At 43.2% G+C, this 18,510-nt stretch carries 18 protein-coding genes; 17 read left to right on the top strand and 1 reads right to left on the bottom strand.

Features of this window, described 5'->3' with window-relative positions:
- Nucleotides 1-20 precede the first annotated feature (20 nt).
- Entirely contained in the window at nucleotides 21-2,930 is a 2,910-nt protein-coding gene (locus B6K08_RS02125; protein ID WP_080325233.1) for a flagellin N-terminal helical domain-containing protein, read from the top strand.
- A gap of 64 nt (nucleotides 2,931-2,994) precedes the next feature.
- Here B6K08_RS02125 and B6K08_RS02120 read toward each other — a convergent pair whose 3' ends face one another.
- The gene (locus tag B6K08_RS02120; protein WP_080325232.1) at nucleotides 2,995-3,546 is read right to left on the bottom strand and encodes an ATP-binding protein; all 552 of its coding nucleotides are present in this window, start codon (nucleotides 3,544-3,546) and stop codon (nucleotides 2,995-2,997) included.
- A 183-nt stretch (nucleotides 3,547-3,729) separates the two neighbouring features.
- Here B6K08_RS02120 and B6K08_RS02115 point away from each other — a divergent pair, with 183 nt between their 5' ends.
- From B6K08_RS02115 to hpf, 16 genes are all read left to right on the top strand, one after another.
- Nucleotides 3,730-3,993 carry a prevent-host-death protein gene (locus tag B6K08_RS02115; protein ID WP_037330050.1) on the top strand — a complete coding sequence of 88 codons (264 nt, stop codon included), beginning with the start codon at nucleotides 3,730-3,732 and terminating at the stop codon, nucleotides 3,991-3,993.
- Nucleotides 3,990-4,310, top strand: a complete 321-nt coding sequence (locus tag B6K08_RS02110) for a type II toxin-antitoxin system RelE/ParE family toxin (RefSeq protein ID WP_080325231.1) — start codon at nucleotides 3,990-3,992, stop codon at nucleotides 4,308-4,310. Before B6K08_RS02115 ends, B6K08_RS02110 begins: the two co-directional genes overlap by 4 nt.
- Nucleotides 4,311-4,554: 244 nt before the next feature.
- Entirely contained in the window at nucleotides 4,555-5,886 is a 1,332-nt protein-coding gene (locus B6K08_RS02105) for a phosphatidylserine decarboxylase (RefSeq protein WP_080325230.1), read from the top strand.
- A gap of 477 nt (nucleotides 5,887-6,363) precedes the next feature.
- Nucleotides 6,364-6,795, top strand: coding sequence for an HI0074 family nucleotidyltransferase substrate-binding subunit (locus B6K08_RS02100; protein ID WP_234985152.1), 432 nt, complete (start codon nucleotides 6,364-6,366; stop codon nucleotides 6,793-6,795).
- A gap of 10 nt (nucleotides 6,796-6,805) precedes the next feature.
- Nucleotides 6,806-7,093, top strand: coding sequence for a nucleotidyltransferase family protein (locus tag B6K08_RS02095; RefSeq protein ID WP_027397404.1), 288 nt, complete (start codon nucleotides 6,806-6,808; stop codon nucleotides 7,091-7,093).
- 199 nt (nucleotides 7,094-7,292) lie between these two features.
- Nucleotides 7,293-8,417, top strand: a complete 1,125-nt coding sequence (glf, locus tag B6K08_RS02090; RefSeq protein ID WP_039208886.1) for a UDP-galactopyranose mutase — start codon at nucleotides 7,293-7,295, stop codon at nucleotides 8,415-8,417.
- A 29-nt stretch (nucleotides 8,418-8,446) separates the two neighbouring features.
- Complete coding sequence (locus B6K08_RS02085) at nucleotides 8,447-9,052, top strand: HAD-IB family phosphatase (protein ID WP_039208881.1); 606 nt, start codon at nucleotides 8,447-8,449, stop codon at nucleotides 9,050-9,052.
- A 209-nt stretch (nucleotides 9,053-9,261) separates the two neighbouring features.
- Nucleotides 9,262-10,827, top strand: coding sequence for an O-linked N-acetylglucosamine transferase, SPINDLY family protein (locus tag B6K08_RS02080; protein ID WP_080325229.1), 1,566 nt, complete (start codon nucleotides 9,262-9,264; stop codon nucleotides 10,825-10,827).
- 1,013 nt (nucleotides 10,828-11,840) lie between these two features.
- Nucleotides 11,841-12,533 (top strand): glycosyltransferase family protein, encoded by a 693-nt coding sequence (locus B6K08_RS02075; protein WP_039208894.1) that lies wholly within the window; start codon nucleotides 11,841-11,843, stop codon nucleotides 12,531-12,533.
- A gap of 134 nt (nucleotides 12,534-12,667) precedes the next feature.
- Nucleotides 12,668-14,389, top strand: a complete 1,722-nt coding sequence (locus B6K08_RS02070) for an O-linked N-acetylglucosamine transferase, SPINDLY family protein (RefSeq protein WP_039208877.1) — start codon at nucleotides 12,668-12,670, stop codon at nucleotides 14,387-14,389.
- 123 nt (nucleotides 14,390-14,512) lie between these two features.
- The gene (locus B6K08_RS02065) at nucleotides 14,513-14,806 is read left to right on the top strand and encodes a zinc-ribbon domain containing protein (protein ID WP_027397393.1); all 294 of its coding nucleotides are present in this window, start codon (nucleotides 14,513-14,515) and stop codon (nucleotides 14,804-14,806) included.
- A gap of 105 nt (nucleotides 14,807-14,911) precedes the next feature.
- Nucleotides 14,912-15,685 carry a basic amino acid ABC transporter substrate-binding protein gene (locus tag B6K08_RS02060; protein ID WP_039211468.1) on the top strand — a complete coding sequence of 258 codons (774 nt, stop codon included), beginning with the start codon at nucleotides 14,912-14,914 and terminating at the stop codon, nucleotides 15,683-15,685.
- A gap of 177 nt (nucleotides 15,686-15,862) precedes the next feature.
- A complete protein-coding gene (locus B6K08_RS02055) occupies nucleotides 15,863-16,519 on the top strand; it encodes an amino acid ABC transporter permease (RefSeq protein ID WP_027397391.1) in 657 nt (218 codons plus the stop codon).
- Complete coding sequence (locus tag B6K08_RS02050) at nucleotides 16,516-17,235, top strand: amino acid ABC transporter ATP-binding protein (protein ID WP_027397390.1); 720 nt, start codon at nucleotides 16,516-16,518, stop codon at nucleotides 17,233-17,235. The genes B6K08_RS02055 and B6K08_RS02050 overlap by 4 nt, the downstream gene beginning before the upstream one ends.
- A gap of 225 nt (nucleotides 17,236-17,460) precedes the next feature.
- On the top strand, nucleotides 17,461-17,661 hold the full coding sequence (locus tag B6K08_RS02045) for a cold shock domain-containing protein (protein ID WP_027397389.1): 201 nt from the start codon (nucleotides 17,461-17,463) through the stop codon (nucleotides 17,659-17,661).
- A gap of 159 nt (nucleotides 17,662-17,820) precedes the next feature.
- Entirely contained in the window at nucleotides 17,821-18,369 is a 549-nt protein-coding gene (gene hpf, locus B6K08_RS02040) for a ribosome hibernation-promoting factor, HPF/YfiA family (RefSeq protein WP_027397388.1), read from the top strand.
- The last annotated feature ends 141 nt before the right edge of the window (nucleotides 18,370-18,510 follow it).

Genomic DNA, 18,510 nt, shown 5'->3' with positions numbered 1-18,510 from the left:
GTTTTCGGGGGGGACTCAAGATGGGAATTGTAAACAATATTTCGTCAAATATGATTCTTGGAGAACTGCACAAGAATACAAAAAAGAAGGATAAGGCATCAGCTCAGCTGGCTTTGGGGGAGAAAATCCGTAATGCCGGGGATGATGCCTCCGGATTTGCTATTTCGGAGAAGATGCGGGTGCGCATAAGGGCTCTTGGTCAGGATGAAGACAACGTAAAGAAGGGGGCCTCCATGCTGAAAACAGCTGAAGGGGCCATACAGAGTCAGATTAATCTTCTCCGTACCATAAAAGAGAAGGTTATTGACGCACATAATGATACCAATACGGATACTGACAGACAGATTATTCAGAAGGAAATTACCCATTATTATGAAGAAATAAATGACATAGCAGCGGAGACTACTTTCAATAAGAAGCTGCTGTTGTTGGGTAATACGGTGCAGGAGACTGTAAAAAGCTGGAATGTGTTGGATCATGCCGAGCTGGTGGAGGGCAGTGACAGTCTGAATTTGATTCCTGATACTCAAGGAGATTTGGATGGTGAGCTTGGCCCATTTGATACCTTTGGCAGTGCATCAGATAGTGTACCCTATGATGGCTACACATTGAAAAATATTAGTGCAACTACTATAACTGGTTATGATACTGCAGCAAATACTAATGTTAATCAATCCAAGCTTCATGGTGGGACGGAAAATACACCGAATACTATTGAAATAAATTTGGCTGGCTTGAATAATGCTGGACTAAACAATACGGCGTTTACGGTCACATACCCTAATAGTAATAACATTACTTATGTTTTAACCACAGACACAAGCAAGAATTACAGAAATAGTGGCAATTCTTATGAAATCAATATTTCTGGTATGAATAACAGTCAGGTTGCTACGGCAATAGCTAACAAGATAACTTCAAATCTAGGGAGTTATTATAGTGTTGCGGTCAGTGGTGAAAAGGTAACCCTTACTACTAAAGCACCTTCCAGTGGCTACGATAATAAGACTGCGTATAATAATACCAACTATTACAATGTAAAGGGTGTAGCCTTGGCAGGCGGAGCTTATAATGCCGGTGTGGATCGCACAGCGGCACAGGCAACTGGCTTGGGGAATTTTAGTCTAAGTGGTGGTAAGGCAGAAGAGGGACATTATGAGCCAAGACATGACCCGGCAACTGATCAGACTGTTCAGGTATATGTTAAGGATAAAGATGCAGTAAAGGCAACAGCCACTAAAAGTATAAGTAGCGTACCAGTGGGTTCAGGTATTACCTTGACGGGATACACTGACTATGGCACCTCCAGTACGGCGTATCTCGTGTTTAAGAATGATAGCAGTGAGCTGTCTTATGATAGGAGCAATGGTTATTATACTGTTGGTAAAAATTATAATGGTAGCTTTAGCATTGCCAATATGACGATAAAACTGTCTGGTGGAACCATGACTTTAACGGCTAATTATGCAGGTACTGCAGGCAACAGCAATGGCGCGTCAGATGGAGTATCGGCTTCTTCAGCTACCACTACACCGGATTATTACACTGCAGCAACGGCTCTTTCAGGGATTACTAATAATCGTAATGCGGCTGATGGCGCTGTAGCTCATTGGGATTGGGATTTGTCTGGGTATAATATTTCCGATGCTGATAAGGCGGAGGAATTAATAGACAGCATGGTGGGCAAAGCCTTCTATCGAAGTTATAATTCCACCAATTATGAATTTATTGATTCAGGCAAAGCTCCTGCCCTGGAAAGCATAAACAAGATAAATGGAGCTACTACGATTGATTTAAATTCTATAAGAACCAGTGTAGAGTCCGGAAAAACTGTGTCGGAGGCGTTTGCCAATCTGATAACCGCAAAGCTTGGTTCCTATGCTTCACCGATAAAGAACAGCTCCGATGAAATAACCGGGGTGCAGATTAATGCAAGCCAGCCAGGTACTGTGGGCAATGACCAATATATGGTATTTAGGGAAGGCGGCCTGAGGGATTATACCATTGACTTTGCCAGTGCTTTTTCCTCTCAGGGGGTAGCAGATAGTGATATTCCTTCGGCATTAAATGGTAAGGGCATAAGATTTTATTGTGCTACAGATTCATCTCAGTGGGTTAACCTGCAGTTCGTAAACGGTATAAGTCCAGATGACGATGATCGTCCAACCAGTGGTACTGAGGCGTTGGATATAAAAACCTTTGTGGTGGATGTGTCTGATGTAACAGATGTTAAATCTTTGGTTAAGACGATTTATGAGGGGGATGGCAATAAAAATCCACATGGCTTACAGGATTGGCTGACCAACGAATACAGGCACTTTTTCCAGTTGGCGGCGGACTATGAAAATGGCAGCATAACCATTTATGACAGCCGTCGTTATACAGTGTTGAACGATAGCAGATATTTGGACCGGCAGGAAAAGGGAGCCAAAATTGCCGACGGTGTTTTGGATAACGTAGTACAGGATGTGCGATATGTCTATGTCAATGATTTGGTAATTCATCACACTGACCGCTCCAGTGCCAATATTCATGTGCGGATTCCACAGACTACTATGGACCATGTTTTCGGCTACAAGGTAGGAGCTTATTCCTTGGATGATTATAGCGTGCTTACCAGCGAAAAGCGGGAGAAGCTGCTGGGGCAGGAAGGCCCTCCAAAGATAGAGGGCACCTTGGACAAGGGGCTGCAATACCTTATTGACGCCAACACCTTAATCGGTGCCCAGATAGTTCACATGGAGCATGCGGAAGCAAATATCATAACTGACCAGGAAAGCACCACCTCTGCGGAGTCTGTTATCCGTGATGCAGATATGGCCAAGAGCTCCTTGGAGCTGGCGACAGCTCAAATTTTGGCCCAATCCGGCCAGACCATGCTTAGTCAATCCAACCAAAACAGTAGCAATGTATTAAGTCTGTTGCAATAAGTCGGAAAAATTTAAAACTGCTGTGGACGTGATATGCTCATATCCACGGCAGTTTTTGTTGTTATCAAAATCCCAGTATATAGACCGGATACGTCCATGCTTCCTTATTTATGGGGCGGATTTTGTCACAGGTATCAATTACAAGACCAGGCTGGATGTCCTGGTCATATTTTTTTAGTACAGAGGAATTTTTTGTCGGTTTATTTGGGGCAACGCCCTTTTTTATTTCGATAGGGTATATTTTTCCTTGTTCAGCGTAAATGAGGTCCACTTCTTTTTGATCAATGTCCCGGTAGTAGAATAAAAAGGAGTGTGGATCTAAATTATGGGCATAAGCATTTTTTATCATTTCACTCACAACGAAGGTTTCAAAAAATGCACCGCTCATGGCACAGTTTTCTAGCATTTCTGCATTGGGCCATTTGCATAAGTACGAGCAAAGACCTGTATCCAAGAAATATATTTTTGGTGCTTTGATGATTCGTTTGGATATTTTTGCCATATAAGGCTGTAGAAGATATATGATGCCAGAGGTTTCCAGCACGGAAATCCATTTTTTACAGGTGCGGGTGTCAATTCCAACTGCATTTACGATTAAATCAACATTGGGGTGCATAAATAATCGTAAAAAGCAAGCGTTAATGTTTGATGTAGTGGACTTGGATGAGTCTTGCAATGAGGACTTGCTGGAATCTATAAATGTGCGGCAGTTTTCTTTAAGTCGAATAATTTTTCTTAAAATATTGCGTAAAATAGTCACGAATGATACTATTAAAGAAAAAATAGAGGGTGTGAGTATATGGCTAATATCAGTCCGGTTTCAGATTTGCGCAATTATAATACAATATTGGATAAAGTCTCTGTTGGCTCTCCGGTACACTTGACCGTAAATGGTCGGGGGAGATATACAATTCGCGATATAGCAGAAGATGAAGAATTCGAAAAAACCAAGGCCATGCTAAGGCTCATGTGTGAATTAAATGAAGGACGATGCTCTGGAGAGGAAGAAGGATATATTTCCTCTGAAGATGTACGAGCATATTTTCGTGGTAAGCGTCCATGAAATATGTTATAAAATATTCACCAACGGCGCTACGCGATCTCGACCGTGTATGGAGAGAGGTGCTTGACGCATCAAATGATTTTGAGATAACTCAAAAATATATGAATGAATTAATAGAAAAAATTGAAGCTAAGGCGGATTATCCAAGGCCTGGCTCCCCACTATATTATGAAAATGGCTTTACGGGATATTATTTTCTTACATATAAGGTCTACATTGCATTTTACCGCTTAGATAAAAATGAAATACTTGTTGATAGAGTCCTTTATGGTGTAAGCGACTATATGCGAAAATTGAATTTTAGAGCGGAAGAATAAGTCGATAGTTAAAGGAATAGTCTTAGTGCTGCTGTACAAATGTGCGGCAGTTTTCTTTTGCCCCAAATTTGGCGCAGCCGGAAAGAAATATCTTGTTTTTGCAGGATTACGCTGTGGGATAATAGAATTGTATAGGACAAGGTATAATTGAGCAGACATTAGATAATCATATAATAATTATGAAAGACTGAGAAAACCGGAGTGTTAAAGAGATGTCGCAAGATTACATGAGGAGGATTTTATTATGAAAAGGAAAAACTTTGTGGCAATATGGCTTTGTGCTTTATTGCTGGCAATGAGTACGCTGTGGATAAGCGATGCTATAGCTGCGCAAGCTGAACAGCCAGCAGGTATTTCGACGGCTGTAGGGCGGTCAAAGGCTTCCACAAGCTTCAGGGAGGTAATGATTAACAATCCTGATATACAAATCTTGGTGGAAAAGTCTATTAAACAGGCATCAATTATCAATCCGGACAGGACAACCAATCCGGTGCAATCTTTGGATGAGCTCTATGGTTTCCTGGACTATACAGTAACCTGTATGCCTTGGAATATCATGCCAGAGGAACGATACGGAAACTTTTCCACAAAATGTGATCAGAGCATCCTCTATGTGTATTGGCTTTTGGATCAACCACTGGAAGAGCTTAAGGATAAAGAGCTGTTCTATCCGTCTGTAGAGTACCTTGAACCAATATATACGTGGTTGACAGAGTACAACAATACATGGCGGGATTTCCTGGATTCAGAAGCATCGTGGAAACAGGAATACTTGGATATGCTTCTTCGTGATCCATCCTGGAATCTTGATAAGGGGTGGTATGAATCACCGGATAACTGGCATTCATTCAACGAATTTTTCTCCAGAAAGCTGTCAAATGGAAATGCCCGTCCGATTGCCGAACCTAACGACGATAGGGTTGTTGTTTCACCTGCGGATTCCCTTCCCCAGGGCGTGTGGAATATCGATGAATCCGGAAGGTTCTACGCCGATCCTATTAAAAGGGAAGACGGTGTAATAATTAAGGATTCCACTTTTGTGTCTGTTGAGCAGCTGCTGGGGGAGCCGGGAGCTGAGTACGCGAAATTATTTCACAACGGAATATTGACACATACCTATCTAAATTATGATGATTATCACAGATATCATTTCCCTGTGTCCGGAGTCGTTGAAGCAGTATATAAAATTCCCTATGCCAATGCGGTTGGAGGAATTGTTTATTGGGACAAGGATAAAGAGTTGTATGTTTTGGAATCAAATTCCCTTTCATGGCAAAGTGTGGAAACAAGAGGCTGTGTTCTTATAAAGACAGACTATGGAATGGTGGCCGTTATTCCAGTGGGGATGGGGCAGGTTTCCAGTGTTAATTTTATTGAAACGATAAAGCCTGGGGCAAAAGTGAAAAAAGGGGACGAGCTGGGCTATTTCTTATTCGGCGGTTCCGACTGTGTAATGCTGTTTGAAGGCAAATCCGGTTTTAAACTGTCTGTAGGTAAAGGTGAAAAAGGCGGTTATTCCGCAGGTTATCGTCATGTACTCTGTAGGGAAGAATATGGGAGATTTTTGGGTAAATAACCGGTCAAGGTCTAACTGGTGGCTTATTGAAACAGCGGGGGGGCATCCATGCCCTCCGCTGTTTGTGGTGCGCCCAGCATGGGCGCACTAAAAGTCGTTTTAAAGAGTCGCAATATTATCATAAAAGTCTCTTGAAAAAGTCTTGTCGCTTTATTAGGATAAAATAGAGTTATTTTTGAGATTTTACTTGCTGATTTCTTTGGAAAAATGGGCCGTAAGCTATATTATTTCCATAAATCGGTATAACGAGCTTTAAGATGTCCCCTTCCTCTTTAGGTGGGGGAAAACAAACTACAACAGCTGGTGAGCATATCTCCCAGCTCGTTGCGACGCGTAGCTAGTGCCTGTGGCAAAACGCTAATTGGAAGATTTTTCTTCTAAAGAAGAAAAATTTGAACAATGGCGTTATAATTGAAAAAAGATCCAGATATAATGGAGCTAGACAGTGTATAGTGAACTGGATGAAAGGAAAAATATATGTTTGAAGAAAAGCAAATGGTTGATTTGCAACCAGATATTCATAAAAAAGTGTGTAATTTCCTTAAAGCATTGGATAATTTAAAAACAATTGAAGGAAAAACACCACCCTATGATGCCATTACTGAGGCTGGAATGGTGTCTTTGTTCGAAATTTGTTTTGAACAGGCATGGAAGGCTATGAAGGAGCGTCTGGAATTTAATGGTTATGGAGAACGGAAATTAGGTTCACCTAATGCCATAATTAAGCTTGCCTTTCAGGCTGAAATGATTGATGATGAAGAGCTTTGGAGCGCGGCGTTAAGGGCACGAAATAATGTGGTGCATTCCTATAGTGATGAAATAGCCTTGTCCATAATAAAAGACACCCAGAGCAAATTTATAGTTATGTTTGAAAAACTACGTCAAGAGTTGATTGAAAATTGGTTGTGAGGTGCCGGCAATGAATTTGCCTGAAAAGGTTAAGGATAAGATAATAGAGCTTGCCAGGAAATGTGGAGTAAAAAAGGTGATTTTATTTGGCAGTCGCGCCCGTGGTGATAATTGGGAGCGCAGCGATATTGATTTGGCCATATCCGGCGGAGATAGAGTCCGCTTTACTCTGGATGTTGATGAATCTGACATAGTCCCTACGTTATTGATGTTTGATGTGGTGGACTTGGATGAGCCATGTAATGAGGACTTACTGGAGTCGATAAAGAGGGACGGAGTTGTGCTATACGAAGAATGATAATCTATTCGGCAAGATATTATGATATTGAATTGTCTGAAGCAAAGATAATTGTTGCTGATATGTTTAGGGTAGTTAAAGAAAATTGGCGCGAATTAGCTAAAAAATGGATTGAGTCGAAATGCAATAGAAAAGATGTGGCCAGCATTTAGAATGGCTGAGAGTTGGATAGTTGATTAAATTTTAAGGGGAAAAATTTATGAAATACGATTATTTAATGGTAGGCTCTGGCCTTTTTGGGGCTGTGTTTGCCCAGCAGGCCAGGGCAGCAGGGAAAAGGGTATTGGTTATCGATCGGCGGGATCATATTGGTGGCAACGTTTACACGGAAAAGGTGGAGGGTATCAATGTCCATAAGTACGGTGCCCATATTTTCCATACTAATGACAAAAAGGTTTGGCAGTATATAACAAAATTTGGGGAGTTTAACCGCTTCACCAATTCTCCGGTGGCTAACTACAAGGGGGAGATTTATTCTCTGCCTTTTAATATGTACACCTTCAATAAAATGTGGGGAGTGGTGACTCCTGAGGAAGCGGCGGCAAAAATTGCTGAGCAGCGTCAGGAGATAAAGGGTGAGCCTAAGAATCTGGAGGAACAGGCCATTTCTCTGGTGGGCCGTGATATTTTTGAAAAGCTTATTAAAGGCTACACGGAAAAGCAGTGGGGGCGGGATTGTAAGGATTTGCCTGCTTTTATAATTAAGCGCCTTCCAGTGCGCTACACCTATGACAATAATTATTTCAATGCCCTTTATCAGGGAATTCCTATGGGAGGCTATACCAAGGTCATAGAAAATCTTCTTGATGGAATTGAGGTGCGTCTTGGAGTGGATTATCTGAAGTATCGTTCTGAGTATGAGCAGGTGGCTGAAAAGATTATTTACACGGGTCCAATAGATGAATTTTTCGATTACAAGCTGGGGACCTTGGAATATCGTTCTGTTCGTTTTGAAAATGAGCTGCTTAATAAGCCGAGCTTTCAGGGCAATGCGGCGGTGAATTACACCGATAGGGAGACCCCCTGGACCAGAATTATTGAGCACAAGTGGTTCGAGTTTGGCAAGGATGAAAATGGCAATGATTTGCCAAAAACCGTTATTTCACGGGAATATTCCTCTGAATGGAAAAAGGGTGATGAGCCTTATTATCCTGTTAATGATGAGAAGAACAGTGTATTATACGCCCGTTATAAGGAAGAGGCAGCTAAGCTGACTAATGTAGTATTTGGCGGACGCCTGGGTACATATTCCTATTATGATATGGATGTGACTATCGCCAAGGCGTTGGAAAAAGCAGAGACAGAGCTAGTTAAGAAAAAGTAAATGATACCATTATTTAAGTCGAGGTATTAATGACAAAATTTATTTTTGATTTGGATGGTACGATTACCAAGGAAGAAACCTTGCCGCTTATAGCAAGGCATTTTAAGGTTGAGGAAAAAATAGAAGAATTGACCCGGGCCACAGTGGCTGGTGAGGTGCCTTTTATTGAATCCTTTATTCAACGAGTAAATATTTTGGGCAAGCTGCCTGTCAGTAAAATAAATCAGTTGCTGAGCCAGGTGGAAATTTATGGTGAGCTGGTGAGATTTATTCAAAATAATGTGGATATGTGCAGTATTGCCACAGGGAATCTGAACTGCTGGATAGAAGATTTGGCTAAGAAAATTGGCTGTGAATGCTTTTGTTCCTTGGGAGAAACGGAAAATAATCAGGTTGCAAGGATTGTTGAAATTTTAAAGAAGGAAGATTTGGTGCAGCGGTACAAAGCAGATGGTCATAGGGTCGTTTTTGTCGGGGATGGCAACAATGACGTAGAAGCTATGCGAGAGGCTGATGTGGCAATTGCTTCCGGACTTACCCATAGTCCGGCTCCGGCTGCTGTGTCTGTGGCAGATTATGTGGTATTTGAGGAAAAGGAATTGTGTGTGTTGCTTAGGCAGTTATGTAAATGCTGATCATAATTAAAGGCTAATTGGAAGATTTTTATAAAGAAGAAAAGTTTGAATAATGGCATTATAAATGTCTTAACATGTTTTAAATTTATTAGTGAACAGATAGGAATTTTGGCGGAGTGTGGAGAAGAAAGTAAATATGTATGTTTTTGCCTGCGGAAAGCTGGTGGCTTCGGTTTAGTTTTGAAATCATTTTGTGATGGGTGAATTTTATGGCAGAAATGAGCAAGGAATGTTGGAAACTTTATATCAAGATTCATGACCTATGGAAAATGGGGCGGTTCCAGGAGGCGGATAATGCCATGGGGGCTCTGCTGGATGCAGGGGGCTCCCAGGTTTCCAAGGCACAGCTTTTGGGGGCGTATATCAAGCGCTCCCTTGAGGATGTGCTGGGGGAGCTGTCCATATTGGAGCAGCTGGAGAAAAGTGGCTGTGAGGATGAGCCGGACTTAAGGGGGACGGTGTACAGCTTGCTGGGACAGGCCTACAATACCGTCGGCCGGGCAGATAAGGCTGTGGAGAGCTTTCTGCAATCGGTGGAGACGGAAACAGATTGGCGCCAGCGGCTGGTGGAATATAGTAATGCCATCTTTGCAGCGGCATCCCTGCCAAATACTGACAGGGAGTTTTGGCGTGTCCTTTACTCCGGCTATGATGCATTGCTGTCCGAGGGTAATGTGGGCTCTGTTTCTGAAAAGCGTTGGAACCATCATCGCATCCGCATAGGCTATCTTTCCAGTGATTATCAGCAGCATCCTGTGTCATCATTGCTGTGGCCCTTGGTGGATAAGGCCAATGGCAAGGATTTCCAGATTTTCTGCTACTGCGGAAATAAGGGTGAGGATTCAGTGACCAAGGCCTTCCGTGAAAAGGCTGACGTGTGGCGCCAGGTGTATGGCTGGAGTCATGATAAAATCGCCCGTCAGATTTATATTGATGAAATAGACATATTGGTGGATTTGGGGGGACATACCTCCAATAATATGTTGCCGGTTCTGGCCTACAAGCCGGCTAAAATTCAGCTGTCAGCCATTGGCTGGGTGGGCAGTACCGGTATGAAGTCCGTGGATTACGTGCTGGGGGATGAGTATTGCTGCATCTCTGAAAAACAGGATGCCTATGTGGAACGGCTTTTGGCTGTGAAGGGAAGTCATTTTTGCTTCCATTTATTTAAAAAAATGCCAGAGGTTGTGGAGACTCCGTGGAAGAAAAATGGCTTTATAACCTTTGGCTGCTTTAATAATTTCAGCAAGGTTACTGATGATATGCTTCGGCTTTGGGGAGAGATTTTGAACAAAGTACCCAACAGCCGGCTTCTTTTGAAGCATAAGCTGTTTGACAGTGAAAGTGGCCGTGAATATATGGAAAAGCGGCTGGAAAAATGTGGTATTTCACCTGAGCGGGTGGAGCTTCGTCCTTTTAGTCAGGACTATCTTAACCAATATGGGGACATGGATATAGCTTTGGATACCTTCCCTTATACTGGAGGAATGACCACCTTTGAAGCCATGTACATGGGGGTTCCTGTGGTAAGCCTATACGGTGACAGTCGGGGTCAGCGCTTTGGCTATAGTATGCTGATGAACGTGGGCCTTGGGGATATGGCTACGGATAATGCCGAGGAGTATGTGAAAATTGCTGCGGCTTTGGGGAATAATCCTGATATATTGTGCGATTTGCGGTTTCAGCTGCGGGATATGGTGAAGGGCTCCCCTTTAATGGATGAACAGGGATATGCTGCCCAGGTGGAGAAGTTATACCACCGCTTAATGGAATAGGAAGAAAAATGACTGAAGAAAAGGCCCTTTGCTTACTTAACTTTATACATGAGACGGAGGAACCTCTGAAGGTACTCCTCATTGAAAATGTGGAATACATTCATAAGCTTCGCTCGCTGATGCCACGGGCGGAGCTTTTTGTGGTGGCAGCAGATGATGACCTGCCCCAGGATGAAGAATTTCAGGATATGGAAATTCGTTGGGTTACGGTGAATTACCTCGGTGAGAAGCTGCCTCTGGAGGAAGAATATTTCGATATTATTTTAGGTGAGGAGCTGTTTTTGGAGGCCTGGAATCCTCAGGATATTGCTTCGGGGCTGGGACTTTACTTAAAGGACACGGGACGTCTTTTGACCTCCTTTACCAATGCCCGCTATTGGAAAAATATCCGCGATTTAATGGGGGGGCATTTTTATCACGTATGCACCCATGTATTTACCAGGGACGAAATGCTGTCCCTTTTGGCGGCCTCATTTTATAAGGATGCCTCTTTCTTGCCGGCTGATGACGGCTCTAAGGTGGATGTGGATTTTATAGGCAGACTGGAAAATATGGGGTTTGAAAATCATTCCAACGATTTAGGGGTGCGGACATGGCTGGTACAGGCCACTAAATCCATTGGGGAGATTATTGCCCTGAAAAAGCTCTATACCAAGGAAATTCGTCGGGAACTGTCTAATCGCCTTCGTCGCATTGAGTATGGCATTGATGTGGCGGAAAATACGGAAAGGCTGTGGCAGCTCTTTGAGAAAAATATGATTTTCCCGGAATATGTGGCAGATTTTGTAAAGCAGGCTATTATTCATAGAACGGCTTTTGCAGAAAACTTTGTTTTTCAGCTTCAGCGTATGGGTCATGGGGAATGGGCAGATACCTTTGTAAGAGCCCTGGAGGTGCTGTATATTCCTCATAGTGAAGAATGCTTAGCGGAAAAGCCAGTGGGAGCTTCAACGGAAAAGTCAGTTGAGTGTTCAGCAGTACGGAATAAGGCACCGATAACAGAGTCTTCCGCTATGGCGGATATTTCTCCTGAACAAAAGATTGCCTTTATTACCTGTGTAAACAAAGAAGATTGGTACGATGAGTGCCAGCTGTATATTAAAAATTTAAAGGTGCCTGAAGGAATGAAGGTGGAGCTTATACCTGTACGGGGTGCTAAGTCCATGTGCCATGGCTACAACATGGGGATGAAGCAGACGGATGCCAAATACAAGGTTTATATCCATCAGGATACCTTTATTGCCAACAAGAATTTTATTGGTGATTTGCTCAATATATTTAAGGATAAAGCTATTGGGGCCCTGGGGGTTATTGGGGCCCGTAAGCTGCCTAAAACCGGTATATGGTGGGATGGCCTGCGTACCGTGGGGCGGGTGCTTCACGCCTGTGAGGCTGAAAGCGTGGTGGACAGCACCTGTCGGGATATTGACGGAGCTTATGTGGATGTGGATGCTGTGGATGGATTGCTCTTTGCCACCCAGGTGGATTTGCCGTGGCGGGAGGATTTGTTTAATGGCTGGCATTTTTATGAAATTGCCCAATCTATGGAAATGTGGCGTCACGGCTATAGGGTGGTGGTACCACAGCAGGAGGATGATTTTTGGTGTATTCATTGTCCAAAGGAGAAGCCTCTGGATCCATCATATAAAAAATACCAGAAAATATTCTTGAAGGAGTACGGTGGTGAGTTAAATCCTGAAATTTGAAGAATATAGTATAATGGATAAAGGATTTCATTTGTTTTTAGCGAATAATATTTTTAGTGAATAAAAATTTTGATGACAATATTCTTATGAAAATGTTGTTTTAGTGCATTATTTGGATGGTGTAGAACTTGGGCATGAATGAAAAGGATTTTTCCTGGTCCAGGCAGGCAGAGAATTTTTTGGAGGAAGGTAATTTTTCCAACATGAGGGCCTGTGGCCGGGAGCTTTTGGATGCAAATCTGAATAATCCTGAAGGCTGGGCTTTGGTAGCAGAGGCTTCAGTTTATATGGAGGACTTTGATACCGCCGAAGCGGCACTGAACCAGCTGTGGCACCTTGATTCTCAGCAAAATGCCCTTAGGGCGAATCTGAGAGGCCTTTTTGCCACAGCGGCCTTTTATGGTGCCCAATTTATTCTGGACAAGGCCATGGAGGCCTACGAGCAGCTCTTTAAGCGGTTTAATGTCAGTGTAGGCAAGGGAATATGGGGAGAAATCAGCAATAGGATAATTGAAAGAGGCTATGCTTTTTATGCCGACACCTGTTTGCTGGCGGGCTATGCGGATAAGGCGGCAGCAGCTACCTTTAATGCCAGCCGTACGGTGTCAGATATTAAGAAAAAGGCTATGTATCACAGTAAGGCCCTGTTTTTGACAAACTATCGGGACAGTGGAAGCAAGCAGCAGCTTGAGCAGCATAAACAGTTTGAGCATCTTCTGAGAACGGAAGTTAAGTTTCCTCATGATCGGGAGAAACGGCGGAAAAATCATTCCCTGAGGATAGGGTATATTTCTCCGGACTTTCGTCAGCATGCGGCGGCATATTTTTTTACGCCCCTTTTAAGGGATGCCAACCGCAATGACTTTAAAATATACGCATATTCCACCGGCAAGGCTGATCATATTACGCAGCGGTTTAAAAAAATGCCGGATGTTTGGCGTGATATGCATGGCAAGAGCAGTCGCCATGTGGCAAAGCAGATTTTTGATGACCGAATTGATATTTTGGTAGATTTGTCCGGTCACAGTCAGAATAATTGCCTGCCTGTTTTGGGATATCGTCCTGCTCCTGTGCAGATTTCCGGCATTGGGTACATTAATACCACCGGCCTTAGTGCTGTAGATTATTTTCTCACGGATACCACCTGTTGTCCCGATGTGGCGGATCAGCTTAATTTTAGGGAAAAGCTGCTGAAACTGGATGGGTGTCACCTGTGCTTTGCTCCTGAGATATTGCGGAGCATAAAGGCAGAGGGCTGTGATGCCCCAGTTAAAACCAATGGCTATGTGACTTATGGCTGTTTCAATAATTTTGCCAAGGTTACCGATGATATACTGCTGATGTGGCGCAATATATTGGAGAGTGTTCCCTCCAAGCTGGTAATCAAGAACAAGACCTGCAGTGTGGAATCTGGACAGAATATTATTCGTGAACGGTTCCGTCGCATTGGGGGAAATCCGGAAAAGCTGGAGCTGCGGCCCTTTAGTCCGGACTATCTGGCCCAGTATCGGGATATAGACATTGCGTTGGATACTTCTCCTTATTGCGGGGGCCTTACTACTTGTGATGCCCTGTATATGGGAGTGCCGGTTATTTCCCTTAAGGGACACAGCCATGGCTCCAGATACGGAGAAACCATTCTTAAGGCCGCCGGGTTGCCGGAGCTTATAAGCGATGGACAGAGGGCTTATGTCAGCAAGGCGGTGCAGTTGGGGCGGCAGGCGGACAAATTGAATGAATTGCACAATGATTTGCCAAAAATGATACGAATATCGCCTCTAATGGACAATAAGTCGTATATGGCGGATATGGAGAATAAATTTAAGCAAATTTGGGATTGCTATTGTAAAGTTTAGCTTGCTTTTTTTCTTTTTTACATATATACTTGACGGGTAAGGATGTCTCTTTGACCACCTGAAATTAGGTAAGTAGTAAGAGTACAGTGGGATGTCAAATCAGAATTATGGGGGATTTTTTTAATGGCTTTTGTAGACGAGACTTTAACATGTAAGGACTGTGGCAAGGAGTTCATCTTTAGCGCAGGGGAACAGGAATTTTATGCAGAGAAGGGCTTTGAGAACAAGCCTGTACGTTGCCGCGATTGCCGCGACAAGAGACGTCGCAGCCGTGATGGCGAGGGCGCCAGAGAGCAGCGTCAGATGTTCACTGTAGTATGCGCTGAGTGCGGTAAGGAGACTGAGGTTCCATTCGAGCCAAAGAACGACCGTCCAGTATATTGCCGTGACTGCTTCCAGGCAAAAAAGAATGCTTAATCTTTAACTGAATTTGTTATGGCGAAGAAGCCCGGGAATATATTTCTTCGGGCTTCTCTTGTACATAAAATGTTTAACTTTGATTCACAAGGAGGAAATTTAAACATGTCAAAGAAAATTTTAGTGCTTTGCATGGCTGCCTTGATGGCTGTTATGGCTATGGTAGCAGGTTGCGGCAGTGAAAAAAAGGCTGCAGAAGGTGAGAAGGTTCTGAAGGTTGGCACCAACGCTGACTTTGCTCCATTTGAGTTCCAGGGCGCTGATCCTAGTGCCTATGAGGGCTTCGATATGGATCTTATCCGTGCTATCGGTGAGGAAATGGGCTACAAGGTTGAGATTAACAATGTAGCATTCGATGGTCTGATTCCATCCCTGGAGGCAGGCAACATTGATGTTATCATTTCTGGTATGACCATCAACGATGAGCGTAAGCAGAAGGTTCTTTTCTCCGATCCTTATTATAAATCCGGTCTTTCCATTATGGTTGCCAAGAGTGATGATTCCATCAAGGGCTTCCAGGATTTGAAGGGCAAGAAGATTGCAGTTCAGATTGGTACCACCTCCGCTACTGAGGCCAAGAAGCTGGGCAGTGCTGAGGTCAAGGAGTTGAACTCCTCTGCTGATACCTTTATTGAGCTGAATGCCAAGGGCGTTGATGCAGTTATCAATGACCGCCCTGTAAACGACAGATATATTGTTGAGTCCAAGAATGACAATGTAAAGGTTCTTTCCGAGCTTTTAACCTCTGAGGATTATGGTATGGCTATCAACAAGAATAATGCTGAGCTCCAGACCAAGATTAACGAGGCTTTGAAGAAGCTGAAGGATAACGGCAAGTACGACCAGATTTACGCTAAGTGGTTTGGCAACAAAAAATAATTAAATATTTACAGAGGCTGTTGCGTATGGCGTGCATATCATATGCGGCAGCCTTTTTCTTTGATATGATTAAGTGAAAATATTTTTTGACCAAGTATGGAAAAATATTCATAAACAATGTATAATTATTTTATGATTTTGCAAAAATACATTTTTAGATTGGTCGGGTGAATTAACATGAGTTTTAATTTTGACTTGGTAATACAATCCTTCCCACTGCTTTTGCTGGGTGCGGGTATTACTATTAAGATTACAGCCCTGTCAGTGGGACTGGGTATGATTATCGGTATGTTTGTGGGTATTGCCCGCATTTCCCATGTGACTCCTCTCCGTATGCTGGCAGCAGTGTATATTGACTTTTTACGGGGCACACCTCTTTTGGTGCAAATTTTCCTGATTTATTTTGCCCTGCCTTTAATGCTGGATCAGCGTGTGGACCCATTTGTGGCAGCCATAACTGCCTGTGGTATTAACTCCGGCGCTTATGTGGCAGAAATCTTCCGTGCTGGTATTCAGGCCATTGACAAGGGGCAGATGGAAGCCGGGCGTTCCTTGGGTATGACCTGGGTTCAAACCATGCGCTATATCATTGTGCCTCAGGCCTTCAAGAATATTGTTCCACCTCTTGGCAATGAATTTATTGCCTTGCTGAAGGATTCCTCTCTGGTTTCCGTTATCGGCTTTGAGGAGCTCACCCGTCGCGGTCAGCTCATTATTGCCAGAACTTACGGTTCCCTGGAGATCTGGCTTAGCGTAGCCGTTATTTATTTGGTAATGACTCTGGCAATTTCCCGTCTGGTGGCATATATGGAGAAGAGGTTGAAGACATCATGATAGATATTAAAGATTTGCGGAAATCCTTTGAGGATCACGAAGTATTAAAAGGAATAAATTTGCATATTAATCCAAAGGAAGTTGTGGTTATTATCGGCCCATCAGGCTCCGGTAAAAGTACCCTTCTTCGGTGCATGAACATGTTGGAGGAGCCAACCTCCGGCAAGGTGGTTGTGGACGGTATCGAGCTGAATGGTGAGGCAAATATTAACAAGGCCCGTGAGGAAATCGGCATGGTTTTCCAGCGCTTTAATCTGTTTCCCCACATGACGGTTTTGCAGAATATTACCCTTGCACCGATGAAGGTTCGCAAGATTTCCAAGGAAGAGGCAGAAAAGACTGCCATGGAGCTGCTAAATCAGGTCGGCCTTGCTGATAAGGCTGGGGCTTATCCACCACAGCTTTCCGGCGGTCAGCAGCAGCGTGTGGCCATTGCCAGAGCCTTGGCCATGAAGCCTAAGGTAATGCTGTTTGATGAGCCAACCTCAGCCCTTGATCCTGAAATGGTAAAAGAGGTACTTGATGTTATGAAGTCATTGGCAGATAAGGGCATGACCATGGCTATTGTCACTCATGAGATGGGCTTTGCCCGGGAGGTGGGGGACAGACTCCTATTTGTGGATGAGGGGCAGATTATTGAGCAGGGACCTCCAAAGGAAGTCTTTGATAATCCAAAGGAAGAAAGAACCAGATTATTCTTCTCAAAAATTTTGTGAGAATTTTGCAAAAATTTTTGCAGAACCATATAAAAAATTTAAAATTAATGGCTAAGCCTATATTAATTATATAATATTGATTAGCCATTAATTTTTTTTTGCAAAAAGAGTATTCGGGGGTTAAATTCTTCTTGCTAAAATAGTTGCGTCTGCCAACTATAGATGATATATTGAAAGGGTAAGTTTTAACGGTTTTTAACCGTGGATTTCTAGGAGGTTTCAAAAATGACAGGTAAGGTTAAGTGGTTTAGTGCTGAAAAGGGTTATGGATTTATCGAGCGCGAGGGTGGCGACGATATCTTCGTACATTTCTCCGCAATTGTAGATGAAGGCTTCAAGACTCTCAACGAGGGTCAGGCTGTGGAATTCGAGATCGTTGAGGGTGCTCGTGGTCCTCAGGCAGCTAATGTCGTTAAGCAGGCCTAATTCTTATATACTGCAAATCACAAGGTGTTCTGGAAGTGATTCCGGGACACCTTTTAAAGTGGAAAAAATATAGTTAATTGAATTTTGAAATTAAATAAAAGGGTTTTTCCTTATAATGGCGAATAATATAATCATAGAAAATGGAAAGGGGATGTTAGTATGACAACATTCACTATCAGAGGTAAAAATGTAGAGATTACCCCAGCCCTGAGAGATTATGTGGAAAAGAGAATCGGTAAGATTACCAGATACTTCGATTCGGTTGGCGAAATTTCTGTATTACTCAGCGTCTTAAAGGACCGTCATCTCGTTGAGGTTACCGTTCCTGTTCAGGGCGTACTCCTCCGGGGCGAGGAAGCCTCCCATGACATGTATGCCTCCATTGACTTGGTCATTGAAAAGCTGGAACGCCAGATACATAAGCATAAGACCAAGATGCAGCGCCGCTTCCGTGATGGCACTCTGCTGGATGAAGCATTCGCTGCAAATGCTGCTCAGGCTCGTGTAGAGGATGAGGAAGACGATTATCCAATCGTTAAGCGCAAGAAGTTTATTGTAAAGCCTATGGATGTACAAGAGGCTATAATGCAGATGAACCTTTTGAACCATGACTTCTTTGTATTCCGTGACGCTGATACTGAGGAAGTCAACGTAGTTTATCGTCGTTCCGATGGTAAGTATGGCTTGATCGAGTCCGATAACAGATAGAGAATAGCGGACAAGAGCTTAACAAAGATTTTTGCCGGTTGTAGGATCGGTAAATCATAGAAGGGGCCGTTGCTCGTAGGTCATGCGGGCAGCGGCCTTTTTACTGCTATGTGTTTTCTTACATATATAAAATATAATCCT

Origin of the sequence: Anaerovibrio lipolyticus DSM 3074 (assembly GCF_900141865.1) — a bacterium.
Classification (GTDB): Bacteria; Bacillota; Negativicutes; order Selenomonadales; family Selenomonadaceae; genus Anaerovibrio; species Anaerovibrio lipolyticus.
This window is presented reverse-complemented; position numbering and strand designations above follow the sequence as displayed.

What these genes read in the sequence shown, in the direction of transcription:
- B6K08_RS02085 (WP_039208881.1), top strand. Translation starts at nt 8,447, where the DNA reads ATGACAAAATTTATTTTTGATTTGGATGGTACGATTACCAAGGAAGAA.
- B6K08_RS02115 (WP_037330050.1), top strand. Translation starts at nt 3,730, where the DNA reads ATGGCTAATATCAGTCCGGTTTCAGATTTGCGCAATTATAATACAATA.
- B6K08_RS02120 (WP_080325232.1), bottom strand. Translation starts at nt 3,546, where the DNA reads ATGCACCCCAATGTTGATTTAATCGTAAATGCAGTTGGAATTGACACC.
- B6K08_RS02065 (WP_027397393.1), top strand. Translation starts at nt 14,513, where the DNA reads ATGGCTTTTGTAGACGAGACTTTAACATGTAAGGACTGTGGCAAGGAG.
- B6K08_RS02050 (WP_027397390.1), top strand. Translation starts at nt 16,516, where the DNA reads ATGATAGATATTAAAGATTTGCGGAAATCCTTTGAGGATCACGAAGTA.
- B6K08_RS02055 (WP_027397391.1), top strand. Translation starts at nt 15,863, where the DNA reads ATGAGTTTTAATTTTGACTTGGTAATACAATCCTTCCCACTGCTTTTG.
- B6K08_RS02125 (WP_080325233.1), top strand. Translation starts at nt 21, where the DNA reads ATGGGAATTGTAAACAATATTTCGTCAAATATGATTCTTGGAGAACTG.
- B6K08_RS02060 (WP_039211468.1), top strand. Translation starts at nt 14,912, where the DNA reads ATGTCAAAGAAAATTTTAGTGCTTTGCATGGCTGCCTTGATGGCTGTT.
- B6K08_RS02105 (WP_080325230.1), top strand. Translation starts at nt 4,555, where the DNA reads ATGAAAAGGAAAAACTTTGTGGCAATATGGCTTTGTGCTTTATTGCTG.
- hpf (WP_027397388.1), top strand. Translation starts at nt 17,821, where the DNA reads ATGACAACATTCACTATCAGAGGTAAAAATGTAGAGATTACCCCAGCC.
- B6K08_RS02070 (WP_039208877.1), top strand. Translation starts at nt 12,668, where the DNA reads ATGAATGAAAAGGATTTTTCCTGGTCCAGGCAGGCAGAGAATTTTTTG.
- B6K08_RS02080 (WP_080325229.1), top strand. Translation starts at nt 9,262, where the DNA reads ATGGCAGAAATGAGCAAGGAATGTTGGAAACTTTATATCAAGATTCAT.
- B6K08_RS02045 (WP_027397389.1), top strand. Translation starts at nt 17,461, where the DNA reads ATGACAGGTAAGGTTAAGTGGTTTAGTGCTGAAAAGGGTTATGGATTT.
- B6K08_RS02075 (WP_039208894.1), top strand. Translation starts at nt 11,841, where the DNA reads ATGGCGGATATTTCTCCTGAACAAAAGATTGCCTTTATTACCTGTGTA.
- B6K08_RS02100 (WP_234985152.1), top strand. Translation starts at nt 6,364, where the DNA reads ATGTTTGAAGAAAAGCAAATGGTTGATTTGCAACCAGATATTCATAAA.
- glf (WP_039208886.1), top strand. Translation starts at nt 7,293, where the DNA reads ATGAAATACGATTATTTAATGGTAGGCTCTGGCCTTTTTGGGGCTGTG.
- B6K08_RS02110 (WP_080325231.1), top strand. Translation starts at nt 3,990, where the DNA reads ATGAAATATGTTATAAAATATTCACCAACGGCGCTACGCGATCTCGAC.
- B6K08_RS02095 (WP_027397404.1), top strand. Translation starts at nt 6,806, where the DNA reads ATGAATTTGCCTGAAAAGGTTAAGGATAAGATAATAGAGCTTGCCAGG.